The following is a 19,750-nucleotide window of genomic DNA, read 5'->3' as shown; positions in this document are numbered from 1 at the left end:
ACCGTGACGATACCTATCGCGCTGGTCGGGCTATCGATGCCACGACCCCGCACGCGCTTTTTAGGCCCCTAAACTAAAGTTTTCAACAAAGCCGCCGATACAGGGTTGAGCGTGAGAACCTATGCATATCCGCTTAAGTCTTGGTTTGGTTATTGCATTGTTTAGTGATTGATTGGGCATAGGTGACAAGATGGCAGGTATACAATCTCTCGGTGTAGGCTCTGGCCTGTTGACGTCTGAGTTGGTGGACCAGTTGGTGGCGGCAGATAGAGCGGTTAGCGATCTCCGCTTGGATTCAAAATCGGCACGGGTCGAGGCGAAAATTTCCGCTTTTGCGGAAGTGCGTACGGTAATGGACGGCCTGCAAACTAGTATCAGCAGTCTCGCCAAAGCCACGACCATTCAGAGCAATACCGCCAGCTCATCTCAGGAATCGGTCTTGACCGCTACAACTGCCAGTGGTGCCCAGCCTGGCACCTATCGCATCAAAGTCGATGCGGTGGCCCAAGCCCATTCTTTGGCCAGCAATCAATACAGCTCAGTGGACGATACCCTAGGTACCGGTACCCTGACCTTTAAATTTGGCACCACCAGCTATGATGCATCGGGTAACTATCAAAGCTTTAGCCAGGATGCCAGTATCGACCCAGGCGTGTTAACCATCAGCTCGGCCAACAACTCACTCGGCGGTGTGCGCGATGCCATCAATAATGGCAATTTTGGTGTGTCCGCATCAGTCGTCTTCGACGGTACCGGATATCGCTTACTAACGACCAGTGAGTCGACCGGTGCCGCCACATCGATGGAAATCACCGCTGTCGGCGACGCCGGGTTGCAGGCCTTGGCCTATAACAGCGCGCAGAATTCCAGTTCGAATATGACGCAAACCCAAGATGGAAAAGATGCGCTAATTCAGATTAATGGCTTGCCTGTCACAAGCGCCACAAATAGCCTGAACCAAGTGGTTAAGGGTGTCACCATCAACTTAACCGAAACCAACACCACGGCGCTGACCCTAACGGTTGCTCGAGATACTGCGGAAATCGGCGATAAGTTGGACGATTTTGTTACCAAATATAACGAATACAAAGACATTTATGATCAGTTGACCCAGTATAATTCGGCCGACAACCTGGGCGGAATTCTTTTGGGCGACAATGTGCTGCGGACTGTACATACCCAACTGCGCAGTGGCGTTAGCGATATCGTTTCTGGAGTCACCGGATCGAGCTACTCAACGCTGCTCGATTTAGGCATCACGACTGACCAAAATGATAATTATAATCTCACCTTCGATCGAACTGTGTTCGAAGCGGCTATGAAAGCAGACGCCCAAAGCGTCACCGGCCTGTTGGCCACCGATACGCAGACCAGCGATGCCCAAGTGAGCGTTGTTATCGTGGGCACTAATACCCAGCCGGGCACCTATGCGGTAGAGATTGATCAGGTGGCGACTCAGGGCAGCTTTACGGGCCTGACCAGCTCCGCTTTGGCCTTTGCAAGCGATGTCCAGATATCCGATGTCAACGATCAGTTTGCCATGACCGTGGATGGCACCACCAAAACCGTCACCTTGACCCAGGGCGCCTATAGCAGTGGCGACGACCTAGGACTGATGTTGCAGACCTCAATCAATCAGGCCTTTACCAGCCAGAACGTCACGGTCAGTTTTGATGATGCCGAGGACCGATTCAATATCGTCTCGAGCAAGTATGGCGCAAGTTCTGAAGTCTCCATGGGCGCTGGTGATCCACTGGTCGCCAACACGCTTGGCTTTACCAGTGCCGGCAGTGGTGAATATACCGGCAGCTCATTCAGTAACCTCAATGATATTGGCTTTGGTGCCAGTTCGTCACCCGGCACTCAGACGCTGACCGCCGCGCAGGGGGTTAACTTTGCCAGCAATCCGGCCAGCTTTACCATAACCCTGACCGGCACCGGCAGTGGCTTCGATAACACGGCGAAAGCCATCACTCTCAATCAAGATTGGTCCGATGTCTATGACACCAGTGGCAATGTAGTGACCGAGCGAGACCGCAGCGACGTCCTAACCTATATTCAAGGGCAACTGAACAACGCCTTCAGTCCTGGTTTAGTGACAGCTGAATTTAACAGCAGTGATCGCCTGGTGATGCGCACCAGCCCCGCCAGCGGCAGCGAGACCTTGACCATCTCCGCCAGCAGTGTAACCAACCTCAATTATTTGGGTATCGCCGATGGCGTGGGCACATCAGGTGTGGCCATCGCCGGTGCCAGCTTTGACTTGGCCTATAGCAATCGGCAAGGCAGTGTGACCGCAGCGTCGAGCATTGTTATTCCCGATGCGACCTATCAAACCGGCGCCGATCTGGCCACCGCCATCCAGGCTAAAATTAACGCCGACGCCAATATAGCAGCAGGTGCCCAGGGCGCGGCTACTGAAAAGGGTTCCCGCAGCCTGGCCGCCGCCATCGACTTTAGCTCCGATGAGGCGCAGTTTGGCTTTACCTTGAATGGTGAAGACTATCTCGTCACCGTAGACAGTGCCGATACCAGCCTAACCAATTTGCAGGCCATTCAGGCTGGTATCGACAGCACTACCGGTTCCGGTGGAACCTCCTTGAATGGGCTGGTGACCGCCAGCTTGGACAGTAACGGCCTGGTTCTGACGACGGCCGCCACCGGTTCTGGGCAAAGTTTGGCAATTACCAGCGATGGCATCGGTTCGAGCACCGCCGCCGGCACTCCCATTGACGGCGTCGCTTTATCGACCGGTAAAGACTTCAGCTCGAACCCGGCAACTGTGAGCCTGTTGGTCGACGGCATTGCCATCGCTATGACGATTAATGGCGATGGCACGACCGGCACCAATAATGGCGTCAGCAATCTGGCCATGATCCAAGAAGCGCTCGACACCGCGCTCACCGCAGCCGGGGGCGGTGGCGAATTTGCCGCGGGCGATGTGGTCGCACGGCTGAACACCTCAAACCAGGTGTATTTCGAGACGGTCAGTAAAAACGGCCTGCCGACCGAAACCACCTTTGGTGCGGACGCGTCGATCCAGATTAGCTCGGCCGATACCAACGCGGCGACCTATCTGGGCATCACGGCCGGGGCGCAAATTATCAATGGTTTAGACAGCTTTGGCCTCGACAAAGGCACGTATAGCGGTTTTGACTCGCTTAGCACCGTAACCTTTGTCCAGGACGCTACCGGCAAGGGCAGTTTTATTATTGCCTTCGACAACAGCACAGACGTGACCCTGTCGAATCTCTCGCTCGCCTCAACCGTTCAACTGGGCTTGTCTGCTGTCAATCAAAGCGGGACTGAAACGAACACAGGTCAGGATGTTGAAGGCTCTATCAATGGCCTCACCGCAACGGGGGTAGGGCAGTACCTGACCGCCGCCAACGGCAATGCCGCGGCGACAAATGGTTATATACTCGGCGGCCTCGCAGCCGATTTCTCGGTAGCGGAAGTGATCGATGGCACAAATAATACGCTGAAGGTGTTGATAGACGGCACCGAGTCGGGAACCATCACCCTGACTAGCGGCGCCTATGCCACTGGCGACGCCCTGGCCGCGGAACTGAAAACTCAGATTAATGCCGACACCCTGTTGTCTGCCGCAAGTCGAGGCGTTGACGTACAGTATGATGAGACGACCAACACCTTTGGTATTTTTTCAACCAGTACCGGCGCCAGTTCCACCGCAAAGGTGAGTGACATTACCACCGGAGGCATTAATATCTTTGGCCTTACGACCAGTACGACCGGCGTTTCCGGTAACGATGTTGCCGGGAGTCTGGATGCAGCCGCAGGCCTAATGTTAAGTATCGGTGGCACGCGCACGGGTGAGCGCGGAACGGTGACCTATGTGCAGGGCGCGATGTCAAAATTGGACGATCTGTTTAACAGTATCCTATTGAGTAAGGGCTTGCTCACGGTTAAGGAAGCCAAACTGGTAGAGGACCAAGCAGAAATAGTTGTTGCACGTACCGCCGTCGATGAGCGGGTGTCCGTCTATGAAGCTCGTTTACGATCACAGTTTCTGTTCAACGATAAGCTGATCAGTCGACTCAATAACGTCTCTGACTTCCTGACCCAGCAATTTGATGCCATGAACGGTTCGAACGACTAACGCCAATGATGATTGCCCCAGTGGCGGGACGCCTGTCGCGCTCTCCGTTCAGGAGTTCCGCTGCTAGACCCATTGTTAGGCCAGCCACGCCGCCGAAGGTGGCGTGCGCGGCGGGCAATCAGGCGTGGGCCTAATCGTCCATCGAGGTCGCACCGATCTTGTGGATCGACAGATCGGCCCCGTTATATTCTTCTTCCTGAGACAAGCGCAGCGGCGATATCTTATTGACCAGGCCGTAGACGATAAAGCCGCCAATCAGTGCCACGGCAATGCCGGCTAAGGAACCGATCAGTTGCGCCATAAAGCTAACGCCGCCCAAACCACCCAAGCTCTCCAGACCGAAGATACCGGCGGCTATGCCACCCCATAGGCCACACAAGCCGTGCAGGGGCCAGACACCGAGCACATCATCGAACTTTGTCAGGTTGTTCTGCGCCCAGGTGAAGATATAGACAAAGAGTCCGCCGGCAATGGCGCCGGTGATCAATGCGCCGATCGGATGCATCAGATCGGAGCCGGCACAGACCGCCACCAGACCCGCTAAGGGCCCGTTGTGAATAAAGCCCGGATCGTTTTTACCGACCACCAGGGCCAACAAAGTGCCCCCGACCATGGCCATCAAGCTGTTCACCGCGACCAGACCTGAAATCGCCTCGATCGTCTGCGCCGACATCACGTTAAAGCCAAACCAACCCACCGTGAGGATCCAGGCGCCGAGCGCTAAAAAAGGAATGTTCGAGGGCGCAAAGGCGACTAGGCGACCATTACGAAAGCGGCCATAGCGTGAGCCGAGCACATAGATGGCGGCAAAGGCAATCCAACCGCCGACCGCGTGCACCACAATGGAGCCGGCAAAGTCGTGGAAGGGTGCGCCAAAGGTATCGGCCAACCAAGCTTGATAACCGAAGTTGCCGTTCCAGATCAGGCCTTCAAAGAAGGGATAGACCAGCGCAACAATAAAGAACGAGGCCACCAAGAAGGGGTTGAAGCGCGCGCGTTCCGCAATGCCGCCCGATACGATGGCCGGAATGGCCGCTGCAAAGGTGAGCAGAAAGAAAAACTTAACCAGATCGTAGCCGTTGTTCGCGGTCAACTCGCTGGCGCTGGAAAAAAAGCTCGAACCGTAGGCCACCCAGTAACCGATAAAAAAGTAGGCGATGGTTGAAATGCCGAAGTCGGTGATGATCTTTACCAGGGCATTGACCTGATTCTTATGCCGGACGGTACCGACCTCTAAGAAGGCAAAGCCGGCGTGCATAAAGAGCACCATAATGGCGCCAAGCAAGATAAATAGGGTGTTGGTACCATTGACCAGGTTTTCGACTGCACTGTTTAGTATGTCCAAAAGAGCCTCTCTGCGAGCAGGTTACGCACCTTGGTGGTGCTGTTTTTGTTTAAAAAGGGGTTTCTGTTTAGAGACTATGCGAAATCTGTGCCGAATGGTTCAAAATGGTGGGGTTTGTGCGTATTCGTGGTGCAGCCGCGCGGTCGGGGCGGCTAATGGGCGACCCAAGGGTGCAATGGCCTTGGCGGCGTGCTCTAAGGCGCCTTCAATGGGTGCGTCAAAGGCGATAATGCTTCATATTGGTGCGAATGCGAGTGCGAATGCAATTGCAAAAGCGATTGCAAATGCGAAGTCGGCCGCACGCTAGAGACTGAGCACCGAATTGTCGGTGCCGTATTCCGGCACGCGTACATAGTCATCGGCGGCCCAATCATTAGCCCAGCAGGTGCCGTCGATCAGATAACGATATTGGTATTGTTGGCCGATCGGCAAATCCAGGTCGACCCGAAATTCGCCGGACTTCAGTTGCTTCAATTCCAGCGTCGTTTCGGCCCAGTTATTGAAGTCGCCCACCAGGGTGACCCGGTCCGCATTGGGGGCCGCGGCCTTGGGTAGGCTAAAGGTGCATTTGCAGATCGGCTTGGATTTAAGATACTTTTTCTTGACTGCCATGGGCTACTCCAAAGTGACACTTAATTGTCGGGGTGCGCCGCGTTGTGCCTGCCGGGCGCGTGAATGTCCGCGCCGGAGAGGGCACAGAGGTTAAATCCTCTTGAGTCTAGTCTATCTGAGCCATTTGTGTGGGCGATGCATCTACTCGGTCGCTCTGCTATGCTTTCCGGCTCATCCAGGGCTCATTCAGGGCGGATAAAGGTCCGCAGACAGACCGATGGGATGGCATACATCCGCCAACCCGCTAAAATTTATAGGGACCCTTGGGGTCATTTGCAGAGAGGGGGAATGCTCGTGTTGATATGGATTCTAGTCGGTGCCCTGGTGGGGCTGTTTTTACTCGGTCCGCGGACGTCGGTCCGCTTGTTTTGGCAGCCCCACAAGAGTCGGATCCAAAGTCCGAAGCCACCCGCGCAGCTGACCAGTGCCGATCTAAAGGCGTTACGCACGACCCTGATCCAACACGAGGCGGCGATCGAGCAGATCATCGACGGCGCTGAAAAAAAGATTATCTTCTCGGCCGAATCACGCCCAAAACGCACCGCGCTCTGTGTGCTCTATATTCACGGTTTCTCGGCGTCTCGGCAAGAAATCAGCCCCGTGCCGGAACAGGTCGCCCAAGCTCTGCACGCTAACTATTATGGTCTGCGTTTGACCGGGCACGGTATCGATAGTCCCGCTGGTGCGGCCTTAGGCCGGGCCAAGGCCAACGATTGGCTGTTCGATCTGATGGAGGCCTGGCAGGTGGCGCATCAGCTCGGTGAACGGGTGATCGTTATCGCTACCTCGACCGGTGCAACCCTGGCGACCTGGTTGGCGCAGCAGTCCTCGGTTATGCCTCATCTGGCGGCGCTGGTGATGATATCACCGAACTTCCAACCCAAACATTGGGCTATTCCGTTGTTTCTATGGCCTTGGGCGCAGCACTGGGTGTTCTTAGTGGCCGGTCGCGAGTACGGCTGGGAGCCGACCAATGAGGGCGGTAAAAAGTACTGGACCTACCGCTATCCGACCCTCGCCCTGCATCAGGTCGCGGCTCTGGTGAAGGCGGTGCGTGACTCACCGGTGGAGCAGATCGAGGTGCCGACGCTGTTTATCTATTCCGATTTCGATCAGGTGGTCAAGGCTCGCCACACCGATGCGCTGATGCGCCGGTGGGGGTCACCGATCAAGCATCGCATCTGCCCAGCGCCGATGGCGGGGGACAACAATCATGTGCTCACCGGCGCGATCGTGCGCCCCGACAGCACCGAGCGGGTCAGCGCCGATATCCTCAACTTTATTAAGGCTCTGCCGGCCAAGCTCTGAGCATGCGGTGGCGCGCGCTCGGCCGCGGGCTAAATCAGCCATTGCAGTGACTTGATCATCTGGTAAAATCCGCGCTCTGAATTGATCCGATCGGGTGTTCCGATCGGTAGCCCTGCATTTACGATGCAGTTTGCTGAGGTAACGATGAATAAATTTGTAGTCAGTGCGCTCTACCATTTCGTCCATCTGGACCAACCCGAGAGCCTGCGCGAGCCGCTCTTAGCCTTTCTTGAAGCCCATCAGATCCGCGGTACGCTGATTTTGGCCACAGAGGGTATTAACGGCACCGTCTCCGGCGCCCGCGCCTCGATCGATGCACTGTACGCCTGGTTCCAAGCGCAACCGGCCTTCGCCGCTATCCGCACCAAGGAATCCTTCCATCAGGAACAACCCTTTTACCGCACCAAGGTGAAGATTAAAAACGAAATCGTCACCATGGGCGTCGATAATATCGATCCACAAAAGATTGCCGGCACCTATGTTCAGGCCAAAGATTGGAACGCCCTGATCGCCGATCCGGAGGTGTTGGTGGTCGACACCCGCAACGACTACGAATACCAGATTGGCTCATTCGATGGCGCGGTCAATCCCAAGACCGACTCCTTCCGTGAATTCCCCGCCTATGTTAAACAAGAGCTGGATCCGGCCAAGCACAAAAAAGTGGCCATGTTTTGTACCGGTGGTATTCGCTGTGAAAAATCGACCGCCTATCTGAAGGCCCAGGGATTTGACGAGGTCTACCATTTGCAAGGCGGGATCCTTAAGTACCTTGAAGAGGTCGACGCGCAGGAGTCGCTATGGGCCGGTCAATGCTTTGTCTTTGATAATCGGGTATCGGTTGGCCATGGTCTGGAAGTGGGCGATTTCGAACTCTGTTACGCCTGCCGCAAGCCGCTCTCAAGTCAGGAGCGGCAACATGCCCATTATCAAAACGGACTCAGCTGCCATCACTGCTACGGTTCGGTCTCGGCGCAACAGAAGGCGCGGTTCGCCGAGCGCCAGCGTCAGATGCAGTTGGCCGAGAGCCGTGGCGAGCATCATATCGGCAGCGATGCGCGTGACAATATCGGCGCCCGACGGCGCGATAAAAATAGCTTCCGGGCCGACCAACGTCGCCTCGACCTGGCCCGCAACAAGGCTCAGGAGACACCGGAGAGCAGCCAGTGAAGGCTCGGCCGGAGCTCTTATCGCCGGCCGGCACACTGCGCAATATGCGCTATGCCTTCGCCTACGGCGCCGATGCCGTCTATGCCGGGCAACCGCGCTATGCCCTGCGCGTGCGCAACAACGACTTTAGCCTGGCCAACCTAAGCATCGGCATTGCCGAGGCCCACGCTCTAGGTAAACGCTTCTATGTGGCCAACAATATCGCACCGCACAACGCCAAGCTGAAAACCTATTTGCGCGATATCGAACCGGTTATCGCGATGCAACCCGATGCCCTGATTCTGTCCGATCCGGGCCTGATCATGCTGGTGCGCGATCGCTTTCCCGATCAGGTCATTCATCTCTCGGTCCAGGCCAATGTGGTCAACTATGCCGCCGCACAGTTCTGGCAGCGCCAAGGCATTGCCCGGATCATCCTCTCGCGTGAACTGTCATTGGCCGAAATCGGCGAATTTCGCCAGCAGTGTCCCGACCTGGAGCTGGAGACCTTTGTCCACGGTGCGCTCTGCATTGCCTACTCCGGGCGCTGTTTGCTGAGCGGTTACCTGAGTAAGCGCGATGCCAATCAGGGGGTCTGTACTAACAGCTGTCGTTGGCAGTACAACAATCATGCAGCTAAGGAAGACGATAGCGGAGGCTTTGTGCCGGTGGATCCGGACATTTGGACCCCGTCGGCCGACAAGATTGTCACGGATCGTCCGACCCTGGGCGTGGGTGCGCCGACGGACAACATCTTTTTGTTGGAAGAGCACACCCGACCCGGTGAGTTGATGCCGGCCTTCGAGGATGAACACGGCTCCTATATTCTGAATTCCAAAGACCTGCGCGCGATCCAACATGTTGCACAGCTGACCCAGATGGGGGTGCACAGCCTTAAAATCGAGGGCCGCACCAAGAGCCACTATTATGTTGCGCGCACGGCTCAGGCCTATCGACAAGCGATCGATGACGCCGTGGCCGGCAAGCCCTTCGATAAGAGGTTAATGAACCAGCTCGATAATCTGGCCAGCCGCGGATACACCGAAGGCTTTTATCGCCGCCATGTGCACGATGAAGCGCAAAACTACGAGCAGGGCCATTCGGTGGGCGTGCAGCAACAGTTTGTCGCCGAAGTCTATGAGCGCCAGGGTGAAGAGCTTTTTCTTGAGGTGAAAAATAACTTTGCCGTGGACGATTCACTCGAGCTGATGACCCCCGCGGGCAATCACACCTTCGCGCTGAAGCAGGTGACCAACCTGGCCACTGCGCGCGATATGACCGTGGTGCCGGGGGCCGGATATAAGGTGAAAATTAGCGTGCCCGCCGAGTGGGCTGCCGCCGCGCAGCCTTTCGGCTTGCTGATGAAGAACCTTAACCAGAGTCACTAGCGCCGGCGCACAATCGACGCCCGCTCTGTGATCAGAAACGTATGCCCACGGCGAGATAAGTGGCCGCCGGATGGCGGCCTGCTTCGATAAAGAGGGCGCGTTGGTTGACGTCGATATTAAGGCCGATTTCCACACCCAAACCAAACCGGGGGTCGGCACCAAGGCTCAGCGCCGGACCCAGGCTGGCGTAGCCGCTGAGGCCTTGAGCCAAGCCAAATAAAAGCCCTGCTGAGACATCGACACCCAGTGCTAGCGTATCGCCCAAGCCAAAACCCAACTCCAACTCACCATAGGTCTGCCAGCCTTGGGCCGTGAGAAAGTCAATCTGCAGCGGGAAGCCGGTGGCCGCGATCAGCCCGAGGCGATCATAGCTGGCCAGCGCCACTTCGCGGCCGCGCTCACCAGCGGCCAGGCTATATGGGCTGGCGAGACAGAGGCCAGCCAGTATTAGGGTTGTTAGAGTCTTCATGATTCAGAGCCACCGTCAGATTAGGTAAAGGCATACTCTATGATAGCGTAATAATCCTGATGTTGGTCGAAGGAGCAGTCTGGAAAGTGCGCGTGATTGGGTGCATCGGGCCAGTAACCCGGTTCGAAACAAAAGGCGCCGTGCGGTTGATAGTGGCGGTCCTGATCGAAGGCCGTGCCGCCGAGGAAATTGCCGCTGTAAAATTGCAGGCCGGGCAGGGTAGATGAGCAGGTTAGGGTGCGCCCCGTTTGACTCGATCGTGCCGCCGCCAGGGGTTTCAGCTGCTGATCGTCGGCAAAACAGAAACAGTGGTCGTAGCCTCCGGCGCGGCGCAGGCGGGCATCCAGCAGAGGGGTTAAATCGGCCTGAATGGCACGCCACTGTTGCAGATCGAGCACCGTGTCGGCCACGTCGACGATCTCGCCGGTCGGCAAGGCCTGCGCATCGGACTCGAGAAATTGCGGCGCATGGATCTGAAACTCATGCGCCGCCAAGGACCCTGCCAGGCGGCCATTAAGATTGAAGTAGGCATGATTGCTCAGATTGAGAATGGTCGGACGGTCGGTTTGGGCGCTGTATTGGAAACAGACCCGATTGTCCTCGGTCAGGGTGATGCGCACCTGGACGTCGACATTGCCCGGATAACCGGCGCTGCCATGGGCGGAATGATGGCTAAAGGTCAGGGTCGGCAGGGTTGCGTCCGTCAGGCTGATCTGGCTGTCCCAGAGTTGCTCGGAAAAGCCCTGCTCGCCGCCATGGATATGGTGCGGGGGCAGGTTGATATCCAGCTGCACGGTGCCCCCGGACAAGGCAAAGCGGCCCTGACCAATACGATTGGCAAAGCGGCCCAGCGTACAGCCTAGGTAGGCCCGCTGAGCGATCAGCGCGGCAAGGGTGTCGCAGCCGAGCACCAGGCTGGGCTCGTCGTCGGCCCAGGTAAAGCCGATCCAGGCCGCGCCTAAGTTGGTGAAGGTCGCCTCCGCGCCGGCCTTATTGCGCAGCCGGTATTGTTTGATCACGCGGCCATCGGCGAGCGTGCCGAAAACCACTTCCGAAATACCCGCGGTCATGTCAATCTCACAAGGTTGTGAAGTAATCCACTATTGTGCCACAAAAGCGCCGTCCACCGCTTGGCATATATAGACCGTTTCATGCAGGCCAAAGGCTGCGTGATAGTGGTCGGCAACGTGTTCGATGATCTGCCCGGTCTGACTCTTATGCACCAGCGCCACCACGCAGCCGCCGAATCCGCCCCCGGTCATGCGTACGCCGCCCATGCCCGGGCTGAGCCGCTCTTGGATCAGCGCGACCAGACCGTCGATGGCGGGTACGGTGATTTCGAAGTCGTCGCGCATCGAGTTGTGCGAGGCTTGCATCAGTTCGCCGAGGCTGGCCCAGTCGCGGTTGGCCAGAGTGCTGGCGGCGAGTAGGGTGCGTTCGTTTTCGCTGATCACATGGCGGGCCCGGCGGTAAGTGATGGTGTCCATTTGATCGGCAAAACGGTCCAATAGAGCCAGGTCGGCATCGCGCAGATGGCTGATTTGCATGATCTTAGCGGCCGCCTGGCATTGCAGGCGGCGCGTGTTGTATTCACTGTCGACCAGACCGCGCCGGACATTGGAGTGAAAGATCAGAATATTAAAGTCAGGATCCAGGGGCACTGGCGTCGATGTCAGTTGTCGGCAATCGATCAGTAGGGCGTGATCGACCTCACCCCGGGCACTGATCAGTTGATCCATGATGCCGGTTTGCGCGCCGATAAACTCATTTTCCGCCTGTTGGCCGACTAGCGCCGCCTCGGTCGGATCGATGACGGCTTCGGACAGGGCCAGCAAAGTGCGAATGAGGACGATTTCCAGGGCAGCCGAAGAACTCAGGCCGGCGCCATAGGGCACGTCACCGACGATAGCTATATCCATGCCGACTAACCTGTAGCCTCGGTTTTGCAGCTGCTGGCAAACGGCACGGAGGTAGTTCGACCAGTTGAAGGGCTCGACACTGACCATGGGTGAATCGAGTGCTAGGGTGACGATTTCTTCATTGAAATTGACGGCACAGGCCCGGATTAGGTTGTCTGAGCGCTTGGCCGCGACGACCACGGTGCCGAAGTCGATGGCGGCGGGTAAGACATAACCGTCATTGTAATCGGTGTGTTCGCCGATCAGATTGACCCGGCCCGGGGCTCGAAAATCGTGGCTCGGGGCGTAGTCAAAATGACGCAAAAAGGCCTCGGAGGCTTGTTCGACCAGGTTCGCTGTGGTCACACTCATTGTTGGGCATCCTTGTAATAGGTATCACCGGCCTGTTGCAACTGATAGGCCGCCTGTTCGGGCGTGAGATCGCGCTGCGGTTCGGCCAGCATTTCGTAACCGACCATGAATTTTTTCACCGCGGCGCTGCGCAGGAGCGGCGGGTAGAAATGGGCATGCAGCTGCCAGGCGGGGTCGTCCAGTAGGGACGTCGGTGCACCGTGCCAGCCCATGGAATAGGGGAACGAGGTGGCAAAGAGATTGTCATAGCGCACGGTTAATTTTTTTAAGATCACCGCTAAGCTGGCGCGTTGACCGTCACTGAGCTGATGGAAGTGGCTGATCGGGTGCTTGGCCAGTAGGAGCGTCTCGAATGGCCAGGCCGCCCAATAGGGCACCACGACGATCCAGTCGGCATTTTCCACTACGGTGCGTTCACCGGCGGCGCTTTCTTTGTGCGCGTAATCGAGCAGCAACGACTTTTCGTGCTCAGCCCAATAGGCCTGTTGCTCTGTGCTTTCCTTGGCCGGTAGGGTGGGCACACTGGAATTGGCCCAAATCTGACCGTGCGGGTGAGGCTGAGAACAGCCCATGATGGCGCCCTTGTTTTCAAAGATTTGCACCCACTCGTAACGGCTGCGCAAGCCATTAAACTGCTCGATCCAGGTATCGATAAGCCTTTCGATATCGGCCAACGCCAGTTCTGGCAGTGATTTACTGTGATCCGGACTGAAGCAAACGACATGGGCTTCGCCGCGCTCAGCTTGGACTTGAAACAACGGGTCGGTGTTATCTGGGCTGTCGGGAATGTGCTTTTGCAAGGCGGCAAAGTCGTTTTCAAACACCAGGGTGTGGCCGTAATCGGGGTTACGCTCACCCGAAATGCGGACATTGCCCGGGCACAGGTAACAGTGCGGATCGTGGCTCGGTAAGGTCGGCGCGGTGACCAGTTCATTTTGCCCTTGCCAAGGCCGCTTGGCCCGATGGGGCGAGACCAGGACCCATTCCTGGGTCAGGACATTGAGGCGCTTATGGGGGTGTTCAGCAGGATCAAATGAATCAGTCGGCATCAGGGGGTCCTAGTATTTAATGGCATTTAGTTTAACGGATTTGAAAACGTTTTCAAACGCTTGAATCTTGTTTAATTCGCAAAAGGGGTTCAATATTTGACCTTCGGTTTCAGAAGTTGAGAATGTGGTGTGGTAAACATAAAGGATGTTGCGCGGGCTGCCGGGGTATCGGTGTCTACGGTGTCGCGGGTTATCAATAATTCGGCTTCGGTCATCCCTGAAAAAAGACAAGCGGTGTTAGCCGCAATGGACAACCTGAAATACCAACCCAACTCCTTGGCACGGGCCCTGGTAAACAGCCGTTCAGACTGTATTGGTCTGTTGGTGGGCGAGATCGATTCACCCTTTTTCGGCCAGTTGATGGCCGGGGTGCATCGTGTGGTGATGGCCGCCGGTAAGCACGTTATCGTTACCGCTGGATACCATCAGGCCGATCAAGAGCGCAGTGCGATTCGCTTTATGCAGGAACGGCGCTGTGATGGCCTGGTGATTCACTCCAAGGCCCTGCCGGATGCGGAAATCATCGAGCTGATCGAGCGTGGCGTGCCGGTGACCCTGGTTAATCGGCTGATTCCAGGTCATGAAGCACGCAGTGTCTACCTCGATAATGAGTTCGGCGCCTATCTGGCCACGCGACATCTGATCCGCAATGGCCACCAAAACATTGCCTATGTTGGCACCAATATCGCCATCGAAGACGGGCAAAGCCGGGTCGCGGGCTATCAACGCGCGCTGAGCGAAGCCGGTATCGAGTTGGATGAGCGCAAAATAGTCAAGGCCTTCCCCGATGAGGAGGGCGGCAACTACGCCATGTCTGAGGTTATGGCACGAGACTTGGGCATTACCGCGCTATTTGCCTATAACGACGCCATGGCCGCCGGAGCGGTCATGATGCTGCAAGATGCCGGCTGGGATGTGCCGCAACAGGTTTCGATCGTTGGCTTCGATGATGTCATCCTGGCGCGTATTATCAAGCCGCACCTAACCACCATTCGCTACCCGGTCAATGAGATGGGTGCCTTAGCGGCCCAGCTGGTGCTGCACGAGTTGGATCCCCGCTTTGAGATCAATGAACACCCACTGCGCTTTACTCCTCGCTTGATCGAGCGTCAATCGGTCCGCAATATCACCGACTAGCGCTCAGGCCAGGTGGCCTGATCCATTTGGAGTCTCGTTTACTCGATTAAATTCCTATCCCCCCGCTTTGCTGGCCTTCGATCCGATTGGGCTCGACTGCAAGTCCGATCTAACAGTGGATTTTGCTGTATTTGGCTCATATTTTAATGGATGCAGCTTAAAAAATCGGTTATTAAATTTGTATTGACCTTTTATTGGCCCCTATTACAGAGGATTATTTTTGCCTCGCTAGCCTATACTGCAAACCAAGCCAAGGCGCTTTTAACGACCCAAAAACAAGACCTAATATGGAGTTTGCTATGAAAATCGGTGTCCCTAAAGAAATTAAAAACCATGAGTATCGCGTAGGTCTGACACCGATGGCGGTTGTTGAGTTAAGCCATCGCGGTCACCAAGTGGCGATCCAGACGATGGCCGGCGACTCGATCGGTTTTTCGGATGCGCAGTATCGCGAGGCCGGTGCTCAGATCATCGACAGTGCGGCGGATCTGTTCGCCTGGGCGGAGATGATCGTTAAGGTAAAGGAGCCATTGGCCGCCGAACGCGCCTTGCTGACACCGAACCATACGCTCTTTACCTACCTGCATTTGGCGCCCGATACGGCGCAGACTCAAGATCTGATAAAGTCTGGCGCGGTCTGCATCGCCTATGAGACGGTGACCAATGCCTTGGGTCAGTTACCCTTGTTGGCACCGATGTCCGAAGTTGCGGGCCGCATGTCCATTCAGGCCGGTGCGCACTCACTGGAGAAAGCCCAGGGTGGCATGGGGCTGTTGCTCGGCGGCGTACCGGGTGTTGAGCCGGCGACCGTGGTCGTGATCGGTGCCGGTGTGGTCGGTCAGAATGCCGTGGCCATGGCCGTTGGCACCGGTGCCGATATAGTGGTCCTGGATAAAAGCCTGGAGACCTTGCGGTTACTCGATAAGCAATATGGCAACCGCATCAAAACCGTTTACTCGAGCAAAGACAGCCTGGAACGCCATGTGTTGAGCGCCGATCTGGTCATTGGTGCGGTACTGGTGCCCGGTGCGGCCGCACCGAAGCTGGTGACCCGAGACCTGATTAGCCGGATGAAAAAAGGCGCGGTGGTGGTCGATGTGGCGATCGATCAGGGCGGTTGTTTCGAAACCTCCAAAGCCACAACCCATGCCGAACCGACCTACGTGGTCGACGGCGTGGTGCACTATTGCGTCGCCAACATGCCCGGTGCCGTGGCTCGCACCTCGACCATGGCCTTGACCAATGCGACCTTGCCGTTCGTGCTCGCCTTGGCCAACAAGGGCGCCAAGCAGGCAATGTTAGACGACGCGCATCTGCTCAATGGTCTCAATGTGTGTCGCGGTCAAGTGACTTACAAGAGTGTTGCCGACGATCAAGGCCTGGCCTTTGTTGAGCCACGTTTGGCCGTTGCACAGCTCTAAGCACCTCCTCACGGTCTCACGACCGCCTCGCCCGGGACTGGGGCGTTACAGCCACCCAGCCCCCGGCGGTATTATTTTGCCCCGCCCTAACGATCACTTCCTGTTATCATTCCTGCTTTCACCATGACCTAATAAACTATGATCGGTGTTTTCGATTCAGGCGTCGGCGGCTTAACCGTGTTGTCCCAGATACGGGCGCAGCTGCCCGATAGCCCTATTCTCTACTTGGCCGACCAGGCCCACGCCCCCTATGGCGACTTGACCCAGGCGCGTGTTATTGAGCGCAGTCGGTTAATCAGTCAATGGCTCCAGACGCAGGGGTGCACGCTGGTGGTCGTCGCCTGCAATACCGCGACTGCCTTGGCCATCGATGCCTTACGGGCCAGCTTTGACATACCGATCGTGGGCGTCGAGCCGGGCATTAAACCGGCGGCTATCCAGTCTTTGAGTCAGCGTATCGGCATTCTAGCTACCGCGAATACGGTGGCGTCGGACCGATACCTGCGCTTATTGGAACGCGTGTTACCGGATATTGACATCCTCAGCCAAGGCTGCGCCGGTTTGGCCGATGCCATCGAACAGCAGTCCGCCGACCTTGATCAGCTATTACGGCGTTACTGTCAGCCCTTGATCGATCAGGGGGTCGATCAGATCGTTCTGGGTTGCACCCACTATCCATTGGTAAAAGAGCGCATCGCGCGCCTAGTGGGCCCCCAGGTGACCATAGTGGACACCAGTGGCGCCATTGCCCTAGAGGTGAAACGCCGTTACCCACAGGACCTGGCAGGGCCGCAAGTCGGCGCGCCGATTCGGCTCTACACGACCGGCTCGGCGGCTGAATTCGATCGCCTGGTGTGCGCCTATCCGTTGTTGGCCTGGTTGTCGGGTTTAGCCAGTCATGAGCTAAGCCTGCCAGAACGCGGCGGTCTTGTGGGCTGAGCGCTAGCGATGGCAGTTGATTTCGGTATCGTCCGAGGCTACCCGGGTCATGGTTTTTGTGCCGATACGACTCAGGCGCACCTGAAAGCTGGGCAGCCAGAAGTCATCTATTGTGGCCCACAGCTTGGAATGGCCAGTTCAGCCCTCATATTCCGTCGGATTATAAATAGGATCAAACGCCATGTCAGACGTTGCAGCGCACGCCCCATCAGACGAACCGAACCAGGCTGAGAAAAAGCCCCCATCGAGCGGCAAACCGCTCAGCTTTCTCGCTGCCCTTTGGCCCTATTTAACCCGCTATAAGAAAATTATGGCCGGCGCCGGCGCGGCCCTTATTATGACCTCGATGATCACCCTGGCGTTGGGCCAGGGGGTTCGTTTGGTGATCGATCAGGGTATCGTGTCCCAGTCGATTTCAGCGCTCAATACCATGCTGTCCTTAGTGATGCTCTTGGTCGTGGCCATGGCCATTGGCACCTTTATCCGCTTTTATCTGGTCACCATTTTGGGCGAGCGTATTGCGGCGGATATCCGCAACGACGTGTTCAGTCATCTGGTGCGCATGCATCCGAATTATTTTGAAGAAAACCAAAGCGGCGACATCATGTCCCGGCTGACCACCGACACCACTTTGTTGCAGTCGATTATCGGCTCCAGCCTGTCCTTTGCCTTGCGCAACGCGTTGACCGTCTCCGGCGGCATTATTATGTTGCTGGTAACCAATATGAAATTGTCGGCCGTGGTCCTGCTCGGCGTGCCTGCGGTGATCGTCCCGGCGCTCTGGATGGGCCGACGGGTGCGCTCGTTGAGTCGAGAGAGTCAAGACAGCGTGGCCGATGTCGGCAGCTATGCCGGTGAGATCATTCGTCAGATTAAAACCGTGCAGTCCTATGCGCGCGAACGTTTTGAAATTAAGGCCTTTGCCGGTGAGGTGGATCTGGCATTCCAGGTCGCCAAGCGACGCATCAAACAACGCTCTATTTTGATGGGTCTGGTGATTCTGCTCGCCTTTACCGCTATCGCGGCGATGGTCTGGGTCGGCGGTTACGATGTGATGACCGGTAAAATGACCGGCGGCGAATTGGCGGCCTTCGTCTTCTATGCGCTGATGGTCGCCTTCGGCGTGGCCGGCGTATCAGAAGTCTATGGTGAGATACAGCGCGCGGCCGGCGCCACCGAACGACTGATGGAGTTGCTCCAGGAAACCTCTTTAATTCAAAGCCCCGCCGTGCCGAGCCAGGCCCAGGCCGAGAGTATCGACCATCTGAGCTTCGAGGGGGTTACCTTTAACTACCCGAGTCGGCCCGATAAGCCGGCCTTGAAAAATCTTAATATCCAGGTTAAACGCGGTGAAACGGTGGCGTTGGTCGGCCCGAGCGGTGCGGGTAAGTCAACGTTGTTTGAGATGTTGTTCCGTTTCTACGATCCGCAGCAGGGTGTTATTAAGCTCGGCGACACCGATATCCGCCTGCTCGAGCTCGACGCTCTGCGCCGGCCTATGGCTCTGGTGCCGCAGCAGCCGGTGCTGTTCAGCAACAATGTTTGGCACAACATCCGCTATGGCCGCCCAGATGCCAGTGATGCGGATGTGATCGCAGCGGCTAAGGGTGCCCATGCCTACGACTTTATTATGGATCTGCCGCACGGCTTCGACAGTGATTTGGGTGAAAGTGGCGTCCGCCTCAGCGGTGGCCAGAAACAACGCGTGGTGATCGCCCGGGCGATTCTCAACGATCCGGATATCTTGCTCTTGGATGAAGCGACCAGCGCGCTCGATGCCGAAAGCGAGCATCAGGTGCAAAAGGCCTTGGAAGTGTTGATGGAAAATCGGACCACGCTGATTATTGCCCATCGTCTGGCAACGGTGTTGGGCGCCGATCGGACCATTGTGATGGATCAGGGGGAGGTGGTTGCTGAAGGCACTCACGCGAGCTTGGTGGCGACCTCACCGCTCTATAAACGGTTGGCCGAGCTGCAGTTTGGCGCGCGCTAGGGTGGTGTGCCGAGGCCGTTAGGGCCTCGGCACAAGCCGGTTGGGGCTCTGGCTCGGTTAGAGATCGACCATCAGATCTGGCGAAAGGGCTTCCAACGCGCTGATCACCCCGGTCATATTCTGCGATGCGGTCAAACTAAACTCAATCTTGGCCCGAAACAAAGACCCACCGCTCATCGAGGCCGGTTCGATTTCGGTCTGCAGATCGATCACATTGACCCCCAGATTGGCCAAAACATTGGTGACTTCCCGTACGATACCGGGTCGATCATTACCGACCACCTCGAGGCGATGTTCGGTCGCCTCGGAGGTGACCTGGTGACCGCGTTCAAGCTGCACCATCAGGCCTTCTGCGGCCAAGCCAGTTAAGGCCTGGTGCGCCGCGTCGAACTGGCTGTCGGGCAATTCAATGCGCACGATGCCGGCAAACTTACCCGCCATCGTGGCCATGCGGCTTTCCAGCCAATTGCCCTGGTGCTGTTCCACTGCTCGCGCCAAACGTTCGGCAATACCGGGCCGATCGTCGGCCATTACGGTGAGAATGAGTTCCATA

General features: G+C 56.8%; 15 protein-coding genes. 8 read left to right on the top strand and 7 right to left on the bottom strand.

Annotated features, from left to right (window positions below; all coding sequences use genetic code 11):
- Positions 1-190 precede the first annotated feature (190 nt).
- Positions 191-4,120: a flagellar filament capping protein FliD gene (fliD, locus tag REIFOR_RS10580; protein ID WP_100257528.1), complete on the top strand. Its 3,930-nt coding sequence runs from the start codon at positions 191-193 to the stop codon at positions 4,118-4,120.
- A 130-nt stretch (positions 4,121-4,250) separates the two neighbouring features.
- On the opposite strand, the gene REIFOR_RS10575 is transcribed toward fliD, so the two are convergent.
- Both REIFOR_RS10575 and REIFOR_RS10570 read right to left on the bottom strand, forming a co-directional pair.
- A complete protein-coding gene (locus tag REIFOR_RS10575; protein WP_100257527.1) occupies positions 4,251-5,465 on the bottom strand; it encodes an ammonium transporter in 1,215 nt (404 codons plus the stop codon).
- A gap of 303 nt (positions 5,466-5,768) precedes the next feature.
- On the bottom strand, positions 5,769-6,077 hold the full coding sequence (locus tag REIFOR_RS10570; protein WP_100257526.1) for an isoamylase early set domain-containing protein: 309 nt from the start codon (positions 6,075-6,077) through the stop codon (positions 5,769-5,771).
- Positions 6,078-6,365: 288 nt separating this feature from the next.
- On the opposite strand from REIFOR_RS10570, the gene REIFOR_RS10565 reads away from it, so the two are divergent.
- The 3 genes from REIFOR_RS10565 (at position 6,366) to trhP (ending at position 9,919) form a co-directional block, all read left to right on the top strand.
- Positions 6,366-7,385 carry an alpha/beta hydrolase gene (locus REIFOR_RS10565; protein WP_158524358.1) on the top strand — a complete coding sequence of 340 codons (1,020 nt, stop codon included), beginning with the start codon at positions 6,366-6,368 and terminating at the stop codon, positions 7,383-7,385.
- A 144-nt stretch (positions 7,386-7,529) separates the two neighbouring features.
- Positions 7,530-8,552, top strand: coding sequence for an oxygen-dependent tRNA uridine(34) hydroxylase TrhO (gene trhO / locus REIFOR_RS10560; protein ID WP_100258755.1), 1,023 nt, complete (start codon positions 7,530-7,532; stop codon positions 8,550-8,552).
- A 44-nt stretch (positions 8,553-8,596) separates the two neighbouring features.
- Positions 8,597-9,919 carry a prephenate-dependent tRNA uridine(34) hydroxylase TrhP gene (trhP, locus tag REIFOR_RS10555; protein ID WP_405124673.1) on the top strand — a complete coding sequence of 441 codons (1,323 nt, stop codon included), beginning with the start codon at positions 8,597-8,599 and terminating at the stop codon, positions 9,917-9,919.
- A gap of 31 nt (positions 9,920-9,950) precedes the next feature.
- Here trhP and REIFOR_RS10550 read toward each other — a convergent pair whose 3' ends face one another.
- Genes REIFOR_RS10550 through REIFOR_RS10535 form a run of 4 tightly spaced genes read right to left on the bottom strand, consistent with a single transcriptional unit; the run spans position 9,951 to position 13,707 of the window.
- On the bottom strand, positions 9,951-10,388 hold the full coding sequence (locus REIFOR_RS10550; protein WP_100257523.1) for a hypothetical protein: 438 nt from the start codon (positions 10,386-10,388) through the stop codon (positions 9,951-9,953).
- A gap of 20 nt (positions 10,389-10,408) precedes the next feature.
- On the bottom strand, positions 10,409-11,458 hold the full coding sequence (locus REIFOR_RS10545) for an aldose epimerase family protein (RefSeq protein WP_100257522.1): 1,050 nt from the start codon (positions 11,456-11,458) through the stop codon (positions 10,409-10,411).
- 30 nt (positions 11,459-11,488) lie between these two features.
- The gene (gene galK / locus REIFOR_RS10540; RefSeq protein WP_100257521.1) at positions 11,489-12,658 is read right to left on the bottom strand and encodes a galactokinase; all 1,170 of its coding nucleotides are present in this window, start codon (positions 12,656-12,658) and stop codon (positions 11,489-11,491) included.
- Positions 12,655-13,707 carry a UDP-glucose--hexose-1-phosphate uridylyltransferase gene (locus REIFOR_RS10535; protein WP_100257520.1) on the bottom strand — a complete coding sequence of 351 codons (1,053 nt, stop codon included), beginning with the start codon at positions 13,705-13,707 and terminating at the stop codon, positions 12,655-12,657. Before REIFOR_RS10535 ends, galK begins: the two co-directional genes overlap by 4 nt.
- A 129-nt stretch (positions 13,708-13,836) precedes the next feature.
- On the opposite strand from REIFOR_RS10535, the gene REIFOR_RS10530 reads away from it, so the two are divergent.
- From REIFOR_RS10530 to REIFOR_RS10515, 4 genes are all read left to right on the top strand, one after another.
- The gene (locus REIFOR_RS10530; RefSeq protein ID WP_100257519.1) at positions 13,837-14,844 is read left to right on the top strand and encodes a LacI family DNA-binding transcriptional regulator; all 1,008 of its coding nucleotides are present in this window, start codon (positions 13,837-13,839) and stop codon (positions 14,842-14,844) included.
- Between the two features lie 299 nt (positions 14,845-15,143).
- A complete protein-coding gene (gene ald, locus REIFOR_RS10525) occupies positions 15,144-16,265 on the top strand; it encodes an alanine dehydrogenase (protein WP_100257518.1) in 1,122 nt (373 codons plus the stop codon).
- Between the two features lie 138 nt (positions 16,266-16,403).
- A complete protein-coding gene (gene murI, locus REIFOR_RS10520; protein WP_100257517.1) occupies positions 16,404-17,204 on the top strand; it encodes a glutamate racemase in 801 nt (266 codons plus the stop codon).
- Positions 17,205-17,385: 181 nt separating this feature from the next.
- Positions 17,386-19,197, top strand: a complete 1,812-nt coding sequence (locus REIFOR_RS10515; RefSeq protein WP_100257516.1) for an ABC transporter transmembrane domain-containing protein — start codon at positions 17,386-17,388, stop codon at positions 19,195-19,197.
- A gap of 57 nt (positions 19,198-19,254) precedes the next feature.
- Here REIFOR_RS10515 and REIFOR_RS10510 read toward each other — a convergent pair whose 3' ends face one another.
- Complete coding sequence (locus REIFOR_RS10510; RefSeq protein ID WP_100257515.1) at positions 19,255-19,749, bottom strand: glycine cleavage system transcriptional repressor; 495 nt, start codon at positions 19,747-19,749, stop codon at positions 19,255-19,257.
- Between the last annotated feature and the right edge of the window lies 1 nt (position 19,750).

It is taken from the genome of Reinekea forsetii, from assembly GCF_002795845.1.
In the GTDB taxonomy this organism is placed as follows: Bacteria; Pseudomonadota; Gammaproteobacteria; order Pseudomonadales; family Natronospirillaceae; genus Reinekea; species Reinekea forsetii.
Note: the sequence above shows the minus strand (reverse complement) of the source record. Positions and strands in the feature narration are given on the sequence as shown.

Coding starts and splice junctions, on each gene's coding strand:
- REIFOR_RS10550 (WP_100257523.1), bottom strand. CDS start 10,388: ATGAAGACTCTAACAACCCTAATACTGGCTGGCCTCTGTCTCGCCAGC.
- trhO (WP_100258755.1), top strand. CDS start 7,530: ATGAATAAATTTGTAGTCAGTGCGCTCTACCATTTCGTCCATCTGGAC.
- REIFOR_RS10545 (WP_100257522.1), bottom strand. CDS start 11,458: ATGACCGCGGGTATTTCGGAAGTGGTTTTCGGCACGCTCGCCGATGGC.
- REIFOR_RS10565 (WP_158524358.1), top strand. CDS start 6,366: ATGCTCGTGTTGATATGGATTCTAGTCGGTGCCCTGGTGGGGCTGTTT.
- REIFOR_RS10510 (WP_100257515.1), bottom strand. CDS start 19,749: ATGGAACTCATTCTCACCGTAATGGCCGACGATCGGCCCGGTATTGCC.
- REIFOR_RS10535 (WP_100257520.1), bottom strand. CDS start 13,707: ATGCCGACTGATTCATTTGATCCTGCTGAACACCCCCATAAGCGCCTC.
- murI (WP_100257517.1), top strand. CDS start 16,404: ATGATCGGTGTTTTCGATTCAGGCGTCGGCGGCTTAACCGTGTTGTCC.
- galK (WP_100257521.1), bottom strand. CDS start 12,658: ATGAGTGTGACCACAGCGAACCTGGTCGAACAAGCCTCCGAGGCCTTT.
- fliD (WP_100257528.1), top strand. CDS start 191: ATGGCAGGTATACAATCTCTCGGTGTAGGCTCTGGCCTGTTGACGTCT.
- REIFOR_RS10515 (WP_100257516.1), top strand. CDS start 17,386: ATGTCAGACGTTGCAGCGCACGCCCCATCAGACGAACCGAACCAGGCT.
- ald (WP_100257518.1), top strand. CDS start 15,144: ATGAAAATCGGTGTCCCTAAAGAAATTAAAAACCATGAGTATCGCGTA.
- REIFOR_RS10570 (WP_100257526.1), bottom strand. CDS start 6,077: ATGGCAGTCAAGAAAAAGTATCTTAAATCCAAGCCGATCTGCAAATGC.
- trhP (WP_405124673.1), top strand. CDS start 8,597: ATGCGCTATGCCTTCGCCTACGGCGCCGATGCCGTCTATGCCGGGCAA.